Below are 16,867 nucleotides of genomic sequence, written 5' to 3'. Positions count from 1 at the left end.
CCGCGATCGCGCTTTCAGCCTTTCTCCATAGAGCTTTTCTTGTTCCCGCAGTTCTCAAACCATGACCCAAACGGTTTCCCAGCCCGGTTCCCAACCCGTTTCCCAGCCTGCAACGCAGACAATTGTGGTGAAAATTGGCACCTCCAGTCTGACGCAGCCTGAAACCGGATATCTGGCGATCGCCACCATTGCCAAGCTGGTCGAGGCGCTGTGTCAACTGCGGCAACAGGGGCATCAGGTGATCCTCGTCTCCTCTGGAGCAGTGGGCGTGGGCTGTGCGCGGCTGCGGATGACAGAACGCCCCCGCACCATCGCCATGAAGCAGGCCGTGGCGGCGGTAGGGCAAGGGCGGCTGATGCGGGTGTATGACGACTTTTTTTCCTCCCTCGATCAGCCCATTGCCCAGGTATTGCTGACCCGCAGCGACCTAGTGCAGCGTAGCCGCTATGTCAATGCCTACCGCACCTTTCGGCAATTGCTGAAGCTGGGCGTGATCCCGATTGTGAACGAAAACGACACGCTGGCCGTCGAGGAACTCAAGTTCGGCGACAACGATACGCTGTCGGCGCTGGTGGCTAGCCTGGTCGAGGCAGACTGGCTGTTTTTGCTGACAGATGTCGATCGGCTCTATTCCGCTGACCCGCGCTATCACCCAGAGGCGCAGCCCATCAGCCTAGTGGACGATATCGCCGCGCTGACAGAACAGGTGGAGGTGGGCGATCGCGGCACGAACTGGGGCACGGGCGGCATGGTGACGAAAATCTCGGCGGCGAAGATTGCGACAGCGGCGGGCGTGCGGACGGTGATTACCGAAGGGCGATCGCCCGACAATATTGCCCAAATCCTCGCCGGAGCTTCCCTCGGCACTCAGTTCGAGCCAGAAGACCAGCCCTTTAATGCCCGCAAGCGCTGGATCGCCCACGGACTGGTTCCCGCAGGCAAGCTCTATCTAGACAAAGGCGCAGTCAACGCCATTCGGCAGGCAGGGCGATCGCTGTTGGCGGCGGGCATCGCCGAAGTAGAGGGCGAGTTTCAGCCCCAGGACGCAGTGCAGCTCTGCGACCAGAGCGGTCAGGAAATCGCCCGTGGCATCGTCAACTACAGCAGCGCCGAACTCCAGCAAATTCGCGGCCGCCACTCCGACGACATTCCCAAAATCCTGGGTTATGCAGGCGCAGAAACCGTGGTGCATCGCGACAACCTGGTGCTGAGTAATTAGCTCAATCCCTGCCATCTCAAACCGGGAACAAGCTGGCGATCCACAAACACCCTATCCACAAACACCCTATCCACGAACACCCAGCTAAGTAGATAGACCAGATTAAAAAACAGATCCTGAACCCTGCGCCGCCCGTGCAGCGAGCAGCGCAGGGTCTTTGGGTTTTATATTTATCTATTAATGTCCACCTACTTATAAGTAGCCATGTTCTGCCAAAAAAGCAGGCGTGAGCGAATCAGGTAACGCATCTTCTGTTCCCTTAGCATCGAATGGGGTGGCATCTCCCAGCCGGAGAAACTTTTCTACGTACTTGCCCAGGATGTCGCCTTCCAGATTGACGCGATCGCCCGGTTTGAGGTGCTGCAAGTTCGTTTCAGTATAGGTCAGCGGGATCACTGCCACAGTGAACCAACTGCCCGCCGCGTCACAATCGGCCACCGTCAGGCTGATGCCGTTAACCGCGATGCTGCCCTTGGGCACGATGTAGCGGGCCACGCGGCGATCGCGCACCGAAAACCGCATCTCCCAGGAGGTTTCCGTGGGGACAGCGGATTCTAAGTAGCCCGCCCCGTCTACGTGCCCCGTCACAAAATGCCCGCCCAGCTTGCTGCCCACCCGCAGAGAGGCTTCCAGGTTGACCGGAATTTCAACATTCCGCCGCCCCAGCGCTGTGCGGTCGAGCGTTTCCGGCGAAACAGCCGCCACAAAGCCATCCGCCAAACAGCGCATCACCGTCAAGCAAACGCCGTCTACCGCCACGCTGTCCCCCAGTTCCAAATCACGGAGCAGGCGAGCATCGGTGCAGGTGACTTGCACTTCCGTCTCGCTGAGAGCAGACAGGGTTCCGAGCGTTTGAATCAGTCCAGTGAACACAGCAACATCTCCTTAGAAAAGGGACGGGTTAAAAAAGGGACAGGGGGAGCGGGACAGGTCTAGCCAACGGGTCACCCTTGTCAAGCGTTGTGCCGTCTGATCTGCCAGCCTTTATCTGCACGGTCTTAACCTTACATTTTTTGACCTTACATTTTTTGGAAAACCTTCAGCATTGGGGCTGTCGATTCGCCGGTGCTTCAGGGCATACTGGAGTTCAATCCAACCGTTGAGGAGATGACTTTTTCCTGGAAAACCTGGTACGCTTGAACTAAGATAACACTGCAACCCGCCGTTCAGCGACCTCTGGCTCCCTCAAACTGGCGCTGATCTGATGACAACTTTGGTTCCGACTGCTATGAACCCGGCTGTAAGCCCGACTTAAACCCGACTGAACCCAACTCTCAAACCGACTCTCAAACCGACCGGATAGCCCCAAAAGCCAATTGAACTATTGACTTTACGAATTAAGAATTCACGAATTGAGAATTCACGAATTGAACTCATTAGCTGATCTTGTCATACTGGACTGAGGCTAGGATCTGGGAAGTTGCTTCAATGCTGGCGATCGCAAACTGAGTGCTTAAGAACTGAGTGCTTGATTCTCAAGAGCTTAATTCTCAAGATGCGTCATACCATTCTCCCGCAACACTCGAAGGCATCTCAGAAGGCATCTCAAACATTAGAGGTTTTGATCTGGTTTTGACTGGGTTTTGGCTTCTAATTTCGTGTCTCAACGACCCGCCTGATCCCTTGGGCTTGGTGCTAGGCTATATCAAGCTCAAGGGTTTCAAAGCTCCAGTCCCCGCCTTTCCATCCCTTTGCTGAACGGATTCTAGAGGCTAGATGAATGATTGAGATGAAAGTCGCTGGAATTGCCCTAGAGGCAGCCTCCCGCAGCCCCTTGGTGCTGCTGCGAGACGCATCCGAACGACGCCAGCTTCCGATCTATATCGCCCACGATCAGGCTCGCGCCATCATGAGCGCGATCGAGAACCAGACTCCGCCCCGTCCCCTCACCCACGATTTGCTGGTCAACATTCTAGATGAATGCGACCTGATGGTAGAACGGGTCGTGATTCACTCGCTTCAAGACAATACGTTTTACGCGATTTTGACCATTCGCCAGGGCGAGGTGCGAAAGGAAATCGATGCTCGCCCCAGCGATGCCATCGTGATTGCAATCCGCACGCGCAGCCCGATCTGGGTGATGGAGGAGGTGGTGGCGGATGCGTCTTACCCAGTGGACACGGATGCCGACGAAGCAGAGCGTCAGGCTTTCCGCGACTTTCTCTCGAACCTGCGCCCAGAGGATTTCACGCAGCGGGGACAGTCTAAAAGTAGTGAGGGGTAGTTGTGAGGGATAGCCCCGGCTCTCAGAATTTTGGATTTTAGATTTTGGATTTTGGGAGTTTGATGAAAGCGCTGGAGGGTGAGTTGGGCGATCGCCCCTTGCCCTTATTTTTTGCCTCAATCTCTTTGCCCTAATTTTTCTTACCCCAATCTCTTTGCCCTAATTTTTCTACCCTATTCCTTGGCAGGTCGAGTAGATCGCCAGATCCACCAGCCCGCAATGCAAAGCGTAACATTGCCCAGAACGGTCGTCGCTGCCTGCACCGTCACCAGCCACTCCAACTGGGGCGCGTTGTCGAAAAAGTGCCAGGTGCAGGCACACATGGCGCTAATCAGCACGGGCAACATTCCCCAGGAGAGCGATCGCCATGCGGGCTGCTGCGACACGTCAGCATAGACCCAGACCAGCCAGATGGCGGCGATCCATTCCACCACGCTCGAAATGTGAATGATCCAGGTGGGAATTGAGAGGGCGTGCATAGGCAGAACCGGGGACAACTCGTGGCATGATTTTTGGGGGAACAGAAGGGAAGAAGGAAGAAGGAAGAAAGAAGAAGGAAGAGGGAAGAACGAAAAAAGGAAGAGGGGAAGTTCAAGGTTTAGTATAAACAATCCATGCGGGCGGTTTTGTGTGGCTACTATGGCAAGGGAAATGGCGGCGACGAGGCGCTGTTGGCGGCGCTGCTGCAAATGCTGCCGCCCCAGGTAACGCCGCTGGTGCTGTCGGGCAATCCGGCGGAGACGGCGACTCGGTTTGGGGTGGAGGTGTGCGATCGCATGAATGCTGCACAAGTTCTGCAAGCACTCCGTCGGTCGGATGCCTTTATCTGGGGCGGCGGCAGCCTCATGCAAGACGCGACCAGCGCCGTGAATCCCTGGTATTATGGCGGGCTGATGCTGACGGCCCAGCGCATGGGGCTAAAAACCATTGCCTGGGCCCAAGGCGTGGGGCCGCTGCACCGTGCTGCCAGTCGGTGGCTGGCTCGGCAAGCGTTTGTCGGGTGTCAGGGAGTGAGTGTGCGCGATCGCCCCTCTGCGGAACTGCTCACCGCCTGGGGGGTTCCTGTGACGCTGGCTCCTGACCCCGTGTGGGCATTACAGGGTCGTCCGGTGCCGGGGCTGTGGGAGTTGCCCGCGCCGCGAGTGGCCGTGGCCCTGCGGCCCCACGCCGCATTGACCGAGGCTCGGCTGCACACCCTCGGCCGGGCCCTGGCCATGTTTCAGCAGGCGACCCAAACCCATGTGCTGCTGGTTCCCTTCCAGCCCGTGCAGGATGGGGCGATCGCCCAAACGCTGCACAGCCACCTGCCCGACCACAGCACCGTTCTAACGCTCACCGATCCGCTCCAGCTTGCTGGATTGTTTCAGGGAGTGGAACTGGCGATCGCTATGCGTCTGCACGGGCTGATTATGGCCGCTGCCCATCAGTGCCGCTGCTTTGCCATCAGCTATGACCCCAAGGTGAGCCGCCTGATGGACGAATATCAGCTTCCTGGCTGGGAACTGGATCACCTGCCCGACGATGCCACCGCCATCAGCCGCACCTGGATCGACCTCTACGCCAACGGAGACGGGCTATCGACCGACCAACTCGCCGCCATTGGCGATCGCGCTGCCATCCACCGCGACCTGCTCGCCCAACTCCTCTGATATCCAAGCCTCGATTGCCGCCATTGGCGATCGCGCTGCCATCCACCGCGACCTGCTCGCCCAACTCCTCCGACATCCAAGTCTCGACTTTAGATTTGCGATTTTGGATTTGCGACTTTTGATTTGCGGCTTTAGATGTTGAACCAACCTCCCAATCCAAATCTTCCCTCTTCCCTCTTCGTTCTTCCCTGTTCGTTCTTCGTCCTTCGTTCTTCGTTCTTCCCTCTTCCCTCTTCACCCGCCCCCCCAAACCTGCCACACCAGCCCCAGCAGCCCACCAATAATCGTGGGAAACTCTGGCCCCAGCACCCGTGCCGTCAGCGCGTAGGGCACCGTGAAGGCCAGCCCCGCAAACAGCGCAAATTTCCACGCCGCCAACCCCTGACGAATCGAGGGGCGATCGCCAAAAAAGACCGTCAGCATGACGCAGAGAATCAGCGGAATGAACGTGCCCACGATGCCATGCAGCATCCCTGCCACGGTTCCAATGGCCTTGAGGTATTGGGCGTAGCTCAGGCCCAGCGCGTCCACCTGGGTCTGCACCGCGTCCACCCCCGCCAGCCCCGCGTCGATGCCGATCAGCACGGGCGTACCCACTGCGCCAAAGGTGGAGGGCGTACTCTGGATAATCAGCGCCGCCAGCACCGCCGCCATTGCCGGAAAGCCAATGGCCACCAGCAGCGGCACGCAGATTACCGCAGGCGTGCCAAAGCCCGATGCCCCCTCGATAAAGCTGCCAAAGAGCCACGCAATGATAATCACCTGCACCCGGCGATCGCCCGAAATCGACAGCAGGCTCCGCCGAATCGCCTGAATCGCGCCCGATGCCTGCAACGTGTTCAGCAGCAGCACCGCCCCAAACACGATGTAAAGAATTTCCAGCGCAATGAACAAGCCCTGGATGCTAGAAGCTGCCACCCAAACTGGTGGAACGCGCCAGATCCAGAGGGCGATCGCCACCGTGACTAGATAGGCAATCGGCATGGCCCGTCCCGCAGGCAGCCGCGCCCCCAGCAGCAGCACAAACACCGTCAAAATCGGCAGCGCCGCGATTAAAAAATACAGCACAAGCTCTCAGAATACGAACGTTGGATATTTTTCTAGAGCATGTTCCGCTACTTGTCTAGGAACTGCGATACAGGCCCGCGCCAAACTCCCTGGAACTAATCCGTTTTGCCCAGTCAGGCGTTTAGAGGGTGTTTGAAAAGGTATCGCCTGTAATGTTAAGCACTCAGAGATCCCCCCTAGCCCCCCAAAAAGGGGGGAAACCGCCTTAAAGTCCCCCTTGTCTACAACCCAGCAGCCTTCAGGCGTGAGCCAGATCTTAAAAAGGGGGGGAAACCGCCTTAAAGTCCCCCTTTTGAAGGGGGATTTAGGAGGATCTTGCACGCTTTGCTACAAACAGTAGGACTTTTCAAACATCCTCTTAGAGATGGACAGTAGGAATGACGGTGGGAATGACAGGGGGAATATCGTTAGCTTTAGCTGGTTCAGCTTGCAAACCTGAAACCTGAAAAGACGCTTATTCGGGCGGCAACTCGCCAAAGCGATCGCGGTATCGAGCCAGCAGGGCTTCGGCAGCTTCCCGCTGCTGCTGTTCTGCCAGTCGCTGCTGCTGTTCTGCTAGGGCCGATTCTTCTGGCGTGGGGACGAGTTGCCCCGCAGGTGTCAGGAATCGGAGTTGCCCCGCCACCACGCCCAACCAGAGTTGCAACTGCTGGCTCCACAAGTGTCCCTGATCATTGGGCGACAACGCTTGATAGACTCCATCCAACAGATGAAAGCCCTGAAACTCCTGCGTGGTCGGGTCAAACCAGAAGTAGTCTGGCGTGCGGAAGGTGTCTTGATAGATTTGCTTTTTGAGGCCCCGGTCGGTGCTGGCGGTAGATGGCGACAAAAGTTCGATAATGACATTGGGGTACTTGCCGTCTTCTTCCCAAACGACCCAGCTTTTGCGGGGACGCTTCTCTGTGTTGAGGACGACGAAGAAATCAGGCCCACGAAAATCCTTCGATTTACTCTGGTTTGGGCTGTAGTAGATCGTGAGATTACCGGAGACGTAGAAATCCTGGCGATCGCGCCAAAACCAGTCCAAGCATTTGATTAGCAGCAGCATTTGCTGCAAGTGAAAATCGGTTTCCAAGGGAGGCTCGTCGCTGTAGAGGTCGCCGGGAGGAAAGGTCACGCCATCCAACTGCGCCTGCTCGAAGAAATCGAGAGCAGCTTCGGGCGCAGAGGGAGTCGCAGGAGTCGTCGGAACCGACATGGGAATCTATATCTTGCCAGTGCGTTTTGCTCTAGTGTAGCGGAGAAGATTTGCCGAGATGAGCCGAGAAGACGCGCCGAGAAGACGCGCCGAGAAGATGCGCCGGGAGGATCGCCCCCCTTCCGCCATCAAGCCGCTAGTCTAGGTTAAAGGGGGTGCTAGATTAGCTCCGTTGCGCCTGACCTCTATCATTCTGTTATTTCCCTGCTCCAGCCCTCTGTCACTCGGTCTTTTCTGTGTCTACACCCGAAGCGCTCCGCCAGTTGCTCAATGCCGTTGCCCAGGGCAAAGTCAGCCCTGACACGGCGCTCGAAAAGCTGAAATATTTTGACTTTGAACCCGTCGAAGAGTTTGCCAAAATCGACCACCATCGGGCGCTGCGGACGGGCTTCCCTGAAGCCATCTGGGGCCCCGGCAAAACGCCGGAGCAGATCGCCCAGATCATGCAGACCATGCGCCAGCGCAGCCGGGTGGTGATGGCGACGCGCATCGAGCCAGCCGTGTATGACCAGGTGCGATCGCTCGTTCCAGACGCAGTGTATTACCCAATGGCGCGGATCTGTGCGATCGCCCCCCTCACGCTCACACCTGTCCATCCCGGCACAATCACGCTGCTATCGGCAGGTACAGCAGATTTGCCAGTGGCAGAGGAAGCAGCGATTACGGCAGAACTCGCTGGATTCCAGGTACAGCGGCTCTGGGACGTGGGCGTGGCGGGCATCCACCGCCTGCTAAACAATCGCCATTTTGTGCAAACGGCGGACGTGCTAATCGTCGTGGCGGGCATGGAGGGGGCACTGCCTAGCGTCGTAGCGGGTCTGGCGGATTGTCCCGTGATTGCCGTGCCCACCAGCGTCGGCTACGGTGCCAGCTTCGACGGGCTGGCGGCCCTGCTGACCATGCTCAACTCCTGTGCGGCAGGCATCGGCGTGGTGAACATTGACAACGGCTTTGGGGCCGCGGTGTTGGCGGGGCAAATCCTGCGAACCGCATCACGGATTACAGTTGAATCCACCCCCCCCAAAGGAGTACCCTAACTAAGTCATCTCCAAGTGCTGCTATGTCTGCTACACCCTGTCATATTCTGATCGAGGGCAGCCCGATTGTCATCTACGCCAGCCGGAATGGCACGCCTGAGCGCCTTCTGCCGATTTTGAATCCGTTTCTAGACACCTTTTGGCAGGAGCGGGGGCTGGTGGGCGAACAGGGTGACACGCCCGCCTGTTTGGCCGCGCAGGTGATTGTGCGGCTGGGGTTTGAGTTTTGTGAGGACGATTTCTCAAACCTGAAGGCCAGCACCGAGTTCGACCCGACGGTGCAATATCTATACGAAATTCGGGGCGATCGCACGCTTCACATCTGGGTCGCCGATGAAGCCTATCGACAGCAGCCCCAACTCGGATTAGCGGGCTGTCGGGAACTCGTCAAGCAGGCTGCGCCACAGGCCTGAAACAGGTTGCGAAGCCGAAGGTTCGCGCCTATGGCTCGTCCAACTCAGCCAGCGCCGCTTCGGACAGTTCCGTAATTTCCTCTGGGGTCAGCGAGTCATCGTCTGCCATCAGGTCTGAAAGCACCTGTTCCATCTGCTCTAGGTCTTCTGTTGCATCCATGCTGTGCTTGATCTGGGAAAACACGCGATAAGCGTCAAGGGTTGCCGGATTAATCTCTTTCTGTCGCCCGCTGCCCTTACTGCTCATGTCTACTAGGTTAAATTCGATATTTTCAGCGTAGATCGCCATCGTAATATCGAAAATCTCGAAAAAGTTGATGACCCAGCGGCACTCGTCCTCTGGATAGGCTTTATAAAACTGCACCAGGTCCGCGATGCGGGCTTCTAGATGGGTGCGGGCATAGGGGCAAATCAGCACCAGCTTCAGCAGCACAATCACCAGCGTCAGCGGGTTGCCGTCCATCAGCAGTTGCACGAACAAAGGGGATGGGTCTTGCTGATTTTCGGTGGTTAGGTGGCTGACAATGCGGTTCACGGTTCGCAGCAGCAGCGCGTCGTCGAGCGGCTTGTCATGGTGGATGACGTAGAGAGCATCCAGCTTTTCGGCAACCTGTGCGTTGAGCGATCGCGCTTGTTCCTGGGAGGCCGACGAAAACACCAGGTATTTTTTCAGGCTCTCTTTGAACTCCTGATAGCGGAGTCCCCGCGTTTGGTTCAGAAAAATATGTGCCAGGTTGGCGTAGCTAAAGTTGCCCCGCTTCGCCACGATCATTTTCACCAAGCGCAGCACGTCGTCACCCATAATGGTGGGGTTTTTGGGCTTCAGCGCGGGAACGGTGTTGCTCTGCGATCGCGCTGTGTACATCGCCAGTTCAAACTTAAACCGTTCCTTAAGCTGCTTAGAAAGGGTGCGGGCGGCGTTACGCTGTTCGATGGGGTTGTTCAGGTCGATGTATTGCGGCACCAGCAGGTAAGACGTGTAGCGGTCTGACCAGTGCTTGCGCTGATCGTCGTAGCGCGAGGCAAATAGCTTTAGCTCCTGGAAATCCTCACTTTCTACAAAATTCTTCAGCCAGCCGCGCAGCCGCCGCAGCGTGGGCGACATGGTGGGCTTGTCGAGAATGGGGTCATAGAAAAGCTGCACCAGCCCCCGAATCGAGTCGTGGCTGCGGCTGAGATCCCAGTTGTTGATGAGAATGTAGCAGGAACGCTTGAGCGTGTTACGAAACTCGGTTTCTTGGTTGGCAAAGACAATTTCGTAGAGCGAGGGGAGCGTATGGGAGCTAATGGTGTTGACGTGGTGAATGAAGAGATGCCGAAATTCTGCTAGCACCTCCTCCGGCGACCACTCCTTCACTATTTCCAGCAGGTAGTTGTAGATAACCTCCTGCGCTTTTGGAATGTTCCGCTGAAAACGATTGGCTCGTCCTCGTGGCTGCGGTTGATAGCCCTCGTTCAGTTTTTCCACAACCATCTAAAATGCTCAGTTGAAACTAGAAACTGCGGTCGGCGGGTCTGGATTTTCAAAATTGAGCGGCGATCGCCCCGATGGGCAAGGCGCGGCTTGGCGCACGGGCTAGCAGGCTGTCTACTTCATGGGAGGAATACAAGAGAAGGAGTGCAGTTTACGAACGATGCCACAAGAGTCACCCGTTGTGGTGAGCAATTCAGGGGAGTAGCGCGATCGCTGTTCGGTCGCGCTGGCGCTGTCTGAACCGAGGGATAGCTCCTCTCAGGAGGGCGATTCAGGAGGGCGATCGCCAGTCGTCTCGGTTACTAGGATCACTCCCCCTTCACCAGCCATAGTTTGCCAGAATTGCCAGAGTTGCCAGAATTTATTGGCAGCTCGCGGCTCCCTATGCAGCGCTCCCCTCCATGCAATGCCCCCTCTATGCAATGCCCCCTCTATGCAATGCCCCCTCTATGCAATGCCCCCTCTATGCAATGCCCCTCCATTCAAAGCCCTTCTGATACCCTGATACAACGCTTCCTCTTTTTCCCTGATGCTTCACAATTGAACTGCTCTGGTCACACGCCAGACAGCCCATAGATACAGCATTAATGGTCTGGGAGAAATGGTCTGGGAAAATTTTGCAGAGAGCCTTGCAATGGCTGGAGGTCATGCAAGGCTCCAATTATAGCGAGCGGCCCGAGGGGGCTGATACTGGGCGATTGAGGGAATCAGGCAAAAATGATAGAGCTTTGCATACTCTTTACAGAGTTTAACCTGGATCACTCACTGAGGGGTTCCGCCCATTGTTCTATTTGTCGTGCGATGTTTTACTGTCTTTTGCTTTCTTTTGCGTTCTTGTAAGGATTGCCATGCCTGCGCCAGTCTAAATGCTTCTGAATTTGACAGTTTTTGATACGGCTCACCAATCTATCTATTAGTAAATCACCCACCAGGGAATCGTCCGAAAGTTTGGTTTATTTGGTTTATAAACCTATTCGACTGGTTTTTATTTGAATTCAAGCCACTATGAATGTTTCCGATTACACTCCGTCGCTGGTGGGCGATTCCCGTAGGGATCGCTTCGCGAATCGCCTGCGTCGGCAAACCCAGCGCGACTGCCTGGGGGACTGGTGTGCCACAGCAGGCGACCCAAGCCATGCCCTCGACCCTGCAACCTGGACGGACTGGGGCAAGATTCCGCTGAATGCCAAGGGACATCTTCCCTGGACGAAAGGACGGCAGGTGTTGTGGCTGGCGCAGGAAATCGTCGTGCCCGATGCGCTAGAGGCATATCCACTGACAGGGCTGACACTGCGCCTGGCGCTGACCTGGTGGGCAGAGGACGCGCAGATTTTTGTAGATGGGCAGTTGGTGCAGGCGGGCGATCTGTTTGACTGCTCGGCGCGGGTCGTGCTGCGGGAGCAGGTGCTGCCAGGAGAGCGGATTCCGGTGGCGCTGCGGCTGGTCAGTCCGGGGCATGACGACGGGGCCCTAGTGCGATCGCACTGTATTTACGAGCGCCCCCAGTATGGACTGGAGCCTTGCCCAGAGCCGGGATTTGTGGCAGACGAGCTGGATGTCGTGCAGCACTACGTCGAAACCTTTGCACCAGCGCAGCTAGGAGACCTGGCGGCCGCCGTAGCCCCGCTCGACTGGAGCCAGCTTGCCAACCGAGCCGCCTTTGACCAAGCGCTCTGCGACCTGCGGCAGCGCCTGTTGCCCTTTGGCGAGTGGATTGGGCAGCGGCAGATTTCCCTGTTGGGACACGCGCACCTGGATCTGGCCTGGCTGTGGCCCGTGGCGGAAACCTGGGACGCGGCCGAGCGCACGTTCAAGTCGGTGTTGAGTCTCCAGGCGGAGTTTCCAGACCTGATCTTTACCCACTCTTCGCCCGCGCTCTATGCCTGGATGGAAACGAACCGTCCGGCACTGTTTGAGGCAATTCGGGCGCAGGTGGCGGCAGGGCGCTGGGAGGTGGCCGCTGGGCTGTGGGTGGAGCCGGAATTGAACCTGATCAGCGCCGAGTCGATCGCCCGCCAGATTCTCTACGGCCAGCGCTATGTGCAGGAAACATTTGGGCGCATCAGCGCGATCGCCTGGCTGCCCGACACCTTTGGCTTTTGCTGGCAATTGCCCCAGTTCTTGCGCCAGGGCGGTGTGGAATTCTTCGTTACGCAAAAGCTCCGCTGGAACGACACCAACGAATTTCCCCACGAAGCCTTTTGGTGGGAAGGGCCCGACGGCAGCCGCATTTTTAGCCTGCACTCTGCCCCCATCGGCGAAGGCTTCGACCCACTCAAGATGGCCCGCTACGCCACCCAGTTCGAGCAAAAAACGGGCTATCCCCATGCCCTCTGGCTGATTGGCGTGGGCGACCACGGCGGCGGCCCCACCCGCGATATGCTGCACCTGGCCCAGCGCTGGGGGCGATCGCCCTTCTTCCCGCGCCTCCAGTTTTCCACGGCACAATCCTACCTAGAAGCGCTGCGGGAATGGGATGATCCCAGTGTCAACGTCAACCCCCCAACGCCCCAACCCCCCTGCTGGCAGACCGATCTCTACCTCGAATTCCATCGGGGCTGCTACACCACCCATGCCGACCAAAAACGGTGGAACCGCTGCTGTGAGGCGCTGCTCTCCGAAGCGGAACTGTGGTCAGCCATGACGACGCTGGCCCTAGGACTGCCCTACCCTGCAACAGCCCTGGAAACTGCGTGGAAAAAGGTGCTGTTTAACCAGTTTCACGATATTTTGCCGGGATCGGCGATTCCTGATGTGTACGCAGAGGCCAATCGAGAGTGGGCGGCGGCGGCAGAATGCGCCAAAGACGCGATTGATGCAGCGCTGGGGGCGATCGCCCGTTACATTGCCCTACCGCCCGCGCCCCATTCCCAGGCCAGGGCGGTGCTGGTGTTTAACCCGCTAAACTGGTCACGCTCGGCGGTGGTGCGAGTGGGGGGGGAAGAACGAAGAACGAAAAACGAAAGACGAAAAATGGAGGGTCAAGAACATCGAAAATCGAAAATCGAAAATCGAAAATTGAACTGGGAGGTTCGCGGGCTGGACGGACGGGCGATCGCTGCTCAGTGGGTGCTGGAGGCGGATGACGACGAGCATTGGGAGATTGCGTTTCGGGCCGAAGCCGTTTCTGCGCTGGGCTATGCCTGCTTCTGGCTGTGCCCAGTTGAGGGGGACTCTTTGGCTGCGGAGCCGCTCCAGCCGACGGCTTCCTTCGTTCTGGAAAATGAGTTTCTGCGGGTGGCAGTTGACCCGGCTACGGGCAATCTGGCTAGCGTGTTCGATAAGGCGCAGCAGCGGGAGGTGCTGGCGGGGCCGGGCAATCAGCTTCAGGCGTTTCAAGATGGTGGGCAATATTGGGATGCGTGGAATATCGACCCAGCCTACGAAAGCTATCCCTTGCCGCCGCCGCAGCTTGAGGCGATTCGCTGGGTGAACAATGGGGCGATCGCCCAGACAGTGGAGATCGTGCGATCGCTCGGTCGGTCTACATTTCGCCAGCGCTACGAGTTGCAAACCGGGTCGCCACTGCTGCAAATCCGTACCTGGGTCGATTGGCAAGAGCGACACGTCCTGGTGAAAGCGGCGTTTCCGCTAAACCTAACGGCCGATTTCCTGACCTGCGAAATTCCAGGGGGCGTGATCCAGCGACCCACCCAGCCGAAGAATTCTGTCGAGGCGGCTCAGTGGGAAGTGCCTGCCCTGCGCTGGGCCGACCTGACCAGTTCCGATGCGTCGGAGGCCGTTCCCTATGGCGTGAGCCTGCTCAACGACAGCAAGCATGGCTACGACAGTCGCCCTAGCCAAATTCGCCTAACGCTGCTGCGCGGCGCAGCGTGGCCGAACCCCGCTGCCGATTTGGGGCATCATGAATTCACCTACGCGCTGTATCCCCACGCCGGCTGCTGGCAGGCGGCAGAAACGGTGCAGCACGGCTACGAGCAAAACCAGCCTTTGCGGGTGCGCGTCGTTGACCCGGCAACCGCCACGCCTTCCCAGGCTGCATTGCCGCCTGTGGGTTCGCTGCTCCACCTCGACGCTGGCTCAGCCGTGGTGAGCGCCCTCAAGCCTGCTGAAGACGGCTCCGGAGACTGGATTATGCGGTGCTACGAGTCGCAGGGAGCGTCAGGAGAAATTCGCTTTTTAGGAGGTGGCTCTCCAGGAGGTGGCTCTCCAGAACAACGGGCGATCGCCCAGGTGGTTCGCGCCGTCCCCACAAATCTGCTAGAAAATGCCAATCTGCTAGCAGATGCCAATGCCGTAGAGAATGAAAGAGGGGCGATCGCCCTCCAGCCGTGGCAGGTTCTTACCCTCCGCCTGACGCTCCAGCCTGCGCCCAAGCCTTAGAGCTAATTTATGAAGCAAATCTTAAGAAGCCTGAAACTCTTGGCATGTGTGGCTTTGAGGTCATGTTTGCCCAGGAAAAGCGGTTTCTCGGAAATCCTTGATTAACAAGGCTTTCAGGCTCCTTTACAAATTAGCTCTTAATCTTGGCACTGACATACTTGAAACAGCAAACTCACTGCCCTCATCCCCCACCCCCTTCTCCCAAGCGGGGAGAAGGGGAGCCAGATACAGGCTTGAAGTCCCTCTTCCGCTCTGGGAGAGGGATTTAGGGTGAGGGCTGAAATTACTGCGTGAAGTATATTAGTGCCCTAATCTTCGTGGTCTTCAAAGGGATCGTCCAACTGCTTAGACGGCGGGCCAAAGGAGGTGTAGATCGCGGCTCCGGTGATGCCGATCAGGATCGCGGTAACGGAAATACTAAGAACTGTTGCAGAGTCCATGAGTCGATCTAATTTATGAGTCACATTCCCCTAGAATATTACATAAAGTTAAATTTAACGATTGCTTGCAGGTAACCCATGGCACAACGCACTCGCTTGGGAGATATCCTTCGCCCCTTAAACGCTGAATACGGTAAGGTGGCTCCCGGTTGGGGCACAACCCCGCTGATGGGAGTTTTCATGGCGCTGTTTCTCGTATTTCTGCTGATTATTTTGCAGATCTACAATTCCTCGCTGATTTTGGAAGATGTGAATGTGGACTGGCGCAGCCTCGGCGGCTAGTTTTAGGATCACGCTCGATTATGAGAAAGCCCCGGTCATGCCAGGGCTTTTTTTATGTTTATTTGATGGTTTTTAGCTGATGGCTCGTCCTGGGCACCTCAAGCGCTGCAATGCAGTCATCTGCTGCGCTATACCAAATTGCGGTCGGTCAGGATTTCGTAGCCTGTTTCCGTCACCAGCACCGTATGCTCGAACTGGGCGGATAGAGCGCGATCGCACGTCACCACCGTCCAGCGATCGCCCAGCACCCGCGTCAGCTTTGACCCAGCATTCACAATCGGCTCGATCGCCAGCGTCATGCCCGCCCGCAGCTTCACATTCGGCATCTGGTGCGTGCGGAAATTGAACACTGACGGCTCTTCATGCAGATTGCGCCCTACGCCGTGCCCCGTGTAATCTTCCACCACGCTAAAGCCATTGGCCTTGACGTGATCTTCAATCGCGCCCGCCAAGTCGAGCAAAAAGGCCCCAGCTTTGACCTGTTCAATGCCTTTGTAGAGGGCTTCTTCGGCGACCCGAATCAGCTTTTCGGCGGCGGGTGTTACCTTGCCCACGCCAATCGTGATGCAAGAATCGCCATGAAAGCCTTCGAAATATGCGCCCGTGTCTACCTTCAGCACATCGCCTTGGCGGATCGTTTTGCGGCGACTGGGAATGCCATGCACGACTTCATTATTAATACAGGCGCAAATAGACCCTGGAAACCCGTGATAGCCTTTGAAACTCGGCGTTGCGCCCATGTCCCGAATGCGCTTCTCGGCATAGGCATCTAGATCGGCCGTCGTCATTCCTGGCTGCACTATCTCCGAGACTTCCTTCAGCACCGTCGCCACGATCCGAGAAGCCTGACGCATGATTTCGATTTCGCGGGCGGACTTGATCTCAACGCTGCGGCTTTGCTTGCGGACGCGGGGCGAGTTGATGGCTTGCGGGAGGAGGTCGGTGAGAATGTTCATTAAATCCGGAGGTGCAGGGGTAGAAGTCGCTGGAGACGCTTGCTGAAAACGCTCAGCATGGAGGGCGAGATAGAGGGCGTGAAAGCCCTTACCTAAGTTACCTCAAGTATTCCCATCTAGGGGATGATTCGGTTGGGTTCGACCGTCCTGCTGCGGATTGTCCAGCCTGTGGCGGTTTGGCCGGTTCAGGTTGCCGCCGCCGCCACAATCTCCTGGAGCCGTTCGCGAAACTCGCCTTTGGGATGTGCGCCTTTGACTTCACCCAAAATTTTGAAGTCGCTTTCCGGCTCCTGGCAAATGATATAAGTCGGCCAGCCCATGCCTTCTTTATCGGGATATTGCGCCAGGAGGATCTTGCGGTACTTGCGGTAGGTGGCGGTGTCCTGCATTTTTACATCGACAAACTCTAGCCCCAGTTCGGCTGCCACTTTCTGGTCATAGAACGACATTTTGTGGCAGAGGCCGCAGTCTTCGGAGGAGAACTTAATCACAGTGGGATTCATAGCGGGGTTCACCAAATGCTGATACGAAACGTGTGACTGGTAGTGTCAGGACTTACGCAC

At 57.2% G+C, this 16,867-nt stretch carries 14 protein-coding genes and 1 pseudogene; 7 read left to right on the top strand and 8 right to left on the bottom strand.

The genetic code is table 11. From position 1 onward, the window contains the following. The first annotated feature begins 61 nt into the window (after positions 1-61). The gene (gene proB / locus JTM80_RS02035; protein ID WP_205370475.1) at positions 62-1,219 is read left to right on the top strand and encodes a glutamate 5-kinase; all 1,158 of its coding nucleotides are present in this window, start codon (positions 62-64) and stop codon (positions 1,217-1,219) included. Between the two features lie 192 nt (positions 1,220-1,411). Here proB and JTM80_RS02030 read toward each other — a convergent pair whose 3' ends face one another. Then, on the bottom strand, positions 1,412-2,092 hold the full coding sequence (locus JTM80_RS02030; protein ID WP_205370474.1) for a riboflavin synthase: 681 nt from the start codon (positions 2,090-2,092) through the stop codon (positions 1,412-1,414). A gap of 847 nt (positions 2,093-2,939) precedes the next feature. Here JTM80_RS02030 and JTM80_RS02025 point away from each other — a divergent pair. Beyond that, positions 2,940-3,443: a bifunctional nuclease family protein gene (locus tag JTM80_RS02025; protein ID WP_172353928.1), complete on the top strand. Its 504-nt coding sequence runs from the start codon at positions 2,940-2,942 to the stop codon at positions 3,441-3,443. Between the two features lie 173 nt (positions 3,444-3,616). Here the strand turns inward: JTM80_RS02025 and JTM80_RS02020 are convergent, their stop codons facing one another. Continuing rightward, a complete protein-coding gene (locus tag JTM80_RS02020) occupies positions 3,617-3,922 on the bottom strand; it encodes a DUF2499 domain-containing protein (protein ID WP_172353927.1) in 306 nt (101 codons plus the stop codon). 135 nt (positions 3,923-4,057) lie between these two features. Here JTM80_RS02020 and csaB point away from each other — a divergent pair, with 135 nt between their 5' ends. Further along, positions 4,058-5,092 (top strand): polysaccharide pyruvyl transferase CsaB, encoded by a 1,035-nt coding sequence (gene csaB / locus JTM80_RS02015; RefSeq protein ID WP_205370473.1) that lies wholly within the window; start codon positions 4,058-4,060, stop codon positions 5,090-5,092. A gap of 261 nt (positions 5,093-5,353) precedes the next feature. Here csaB and JTM80_RS02010 read toward each other — a convergent pair. Next, positions 5,354-6,160: pseudogene (locus JTM80_RS02010) on the bottom strand (L-lactate permease); the annotation flags it as partial. A 454-nt stretch (positions 6,161-6,614) separates the two neighbouring features. Further along, complete coding sequence (locus JTM80_RS02005) at positions 6,615-7,358, bottom strand: Uma2 family endonuclease (protein ID WP_172353924.1); 744 nt, start codon at positions 7,356-7,358, stop codon at positions 6,615-6,617. Positions 7,359-7,594: 236 nt separating this feature from the next. Here JTM80_RS02005 and larB point away from each other — a divergent pair, with 236 nt between their 5' ends. Together larB and JTM80_RS01995 are read left to right on the top strand one after the other, a co-directional pair. Further along, the gene (gene larB, locus JTM80_RS02000) at positions 7,595-8,395 is read left to right on the top strand and encodes a nickel pincer cofactor biosynthesis protein LarB (protein WP_172353923.1); all 801 of its coding nucleotides are present in this window, start codon (positions 7,595-7,597) and stop codon (positions 8,393-8,395) included. Between the two features lie 23 nt (positions 8,396-8,418). Then, entirely contained in the window at positions 8,419-8,808 is a 390-nt protein-coding gene (locus JTM80_RS01995; RefSeq protein ID WP_205370472.1) for a histidine kinase, read from the top strand. 28 nt (positions 8,809-8,836) lie between these two features. Here the strand turns inward: JTM80_RS01995 and JTM80_RS01990 are convergent, their stop codons facing one another. Next, positions 8,837-10,282, bottom strand: coding sequence for a hypothetical protein (locus JTM80_RS01990; protein WP_225906736.1), 1,446 nt, complete (start codon positions 10,280-10,282; stop codon positions 8,837-8,839). Between the two features lie 1,005 nt (positions 10,283-11,287). Between JTM80_RS01990 and JTM80_RS01985 the strand changes: the two genes are divergently transcribed. Then, positions 11,288-14,626: an alpha-mannosidase gene (locus tag JTM80_RS01985; protein WP_205370470.1), complete on the top strand. Its 3,339-nt coding sequence runs from the start codon at positions 11,288-11,290 to the stop codon at positions 14,624-14,626. Between the two features lie 308 nt (positions 14,627-14,934). Here JTM80_RS01985 and psbN read toward each other — a convergent pair whose 3' ends face one another. After that, positions 14,935-15,066: a photosystem II reaction center protein PsbN gene (psbN, locus tag JTM80_RS01980; RefSeq protein WP_068511165.1), complete on the bottom strand. Its 132-nt coding sequence runs from the start codon at positions 15,064-15,066 to the stop codon at positions 14,935-14,937. 78 nt (positions 15,067-15,144) lie between these two features. On the opposite strand from psbN, the gene psbH reads away from it, so the two are divergent. Then, positions 15,145-15,348 (top strand): photosystem II reaction center phosphoprotein PsbH, encoded by a 204-nt coding sequence (gene psbH, locus JTM80_RS01975; RefSeq protein ID WP_172353920.1) that lies wholly within the window; start codon positions 15,145-15,147, stop codon positions 15,346-15,348. Positions 15,349-15,476: 128 nt separating this feature from the next. On the opposite strand, the gene map is transcribed toward psbH, so the two are convergent. Then, a complete protein-coding gene (map, locus tag JTM80_RS01970; RefSeq protein ID WP_172353919.1) occupies positions 15,477-16,304 on the bottom strand; it encodes a type I methionyl aminopeptidase in 828 nt (275 codons plus the stop codon). A gap of 185 nt (positions 16,305-16,489) precedes the next feature. After that, on the bottom strand, positions 16,490-16,807 hold the full coding sequence (locus JTM80_RS01965; RefSeq protein ID WP_172353918.1) for a thioredoxin family protein: 318 nt from the start codon (positions 16,805-16,807) through the stop codon (positions 16,490-16,492). Positions 16,808-16,867: the final 60 nt, after the last annotated feature.

The sequence above is a fragment of the Thermoleptolyngbya sp. PKUAC-SCTB121 genome, from assembly GCF_016919485.1.
Lineage (GTDB): Bacteria > Cyanobacteriota > Cyanobacteriia > Elainellales > Elainellaceae > Thermoleptolyngbya > Thermoleptolyngbya sichuanensis.
The sequence above is the reverse complement of the archived record's forward strand: the minus strand, read 5'-3'. Positions and strand labels throughout refer to the sequence as shown.

Coding starts and splice junctions, on each gene's coding strand:
- proB (WP_205370475.1), top strand. CDS start 62: ATGACCCAAACGGTTTCCCAGCCCGGTTCCCAACCCGTTTCCCAGCCT.
- JTM80_RS02025 (WP_172353928.1), top strand. CDS start 2,940: ATGATTGAGATGAAAGTCGCTGGAATTGCCCTAGAGGCAGCCTCCCGC.
- JTM80_RS02020 (WP_172353927.1), bottom strand. CDS start 3,922: ATGCACGCCCTCTCAATTCCCACCTGGATCATTCACATTTCGAGCGTG.
- csaB (WP_205370473.1), top strand. CDS start 4,058: ATGCGGGCGGTTTTGTGTGGCTACTATGGCAAGGGAAATGGCGGCGAC.
- JTM80_RS02005 (WP_172353924.1), bottom strand. CDS start 7,358: ATGTCGGTTCCGACGACTCCTGCGACTCCCTCTGCGCCCGAAGCTGCT.
- JTM80_RS01995 (WP_205370472.1), top strand. CDS start 8,419: ATGTCTGCTACACCCTGTCATATTCTGATCGAGGGCAGCCCGATTGTC.
- JTM80_RS01990 (WP_225906736.1), bottom strand. CDS start 10,282: ATGGTTGTGGAAAAACTGAACGAGGGCTATCAACCGCAGCCACGAGGA.
- JTM80_RS01985 (WP_205370470.1), top strand. CDS start 11,288: ATGAATGTTTCCGATTACACTCCGTCGCTGGTGGGCGATTCCCGTAGG.
- psbN (WP_068511165.1), bottom strand. CDS start 15,066: ATGGACTCTGCAACAGTTCTTAGTATTTCCGTTACCGCGATCCTGATC.
- psbH (WP_172353920.1), top strand. CDS start 15,145: ATGGCACAACGCACTCGCTTGGGAGATATCCTTCGCCCCTTAAACGCT.
- map (WP_172353919.1), bottom strand. CDS start 16,304: ATGAACATTCTCACCGACCTCCTCCCGCAAGCCATCAACTCGCCCCGC.
- JTM80_RS01965 (WP_172353918.1), bottom strand. CDS start 16,807: ATGAATCCCACTGTGATTAAGTTCTCCTCCGAAGACTGCGGCCTCTGC.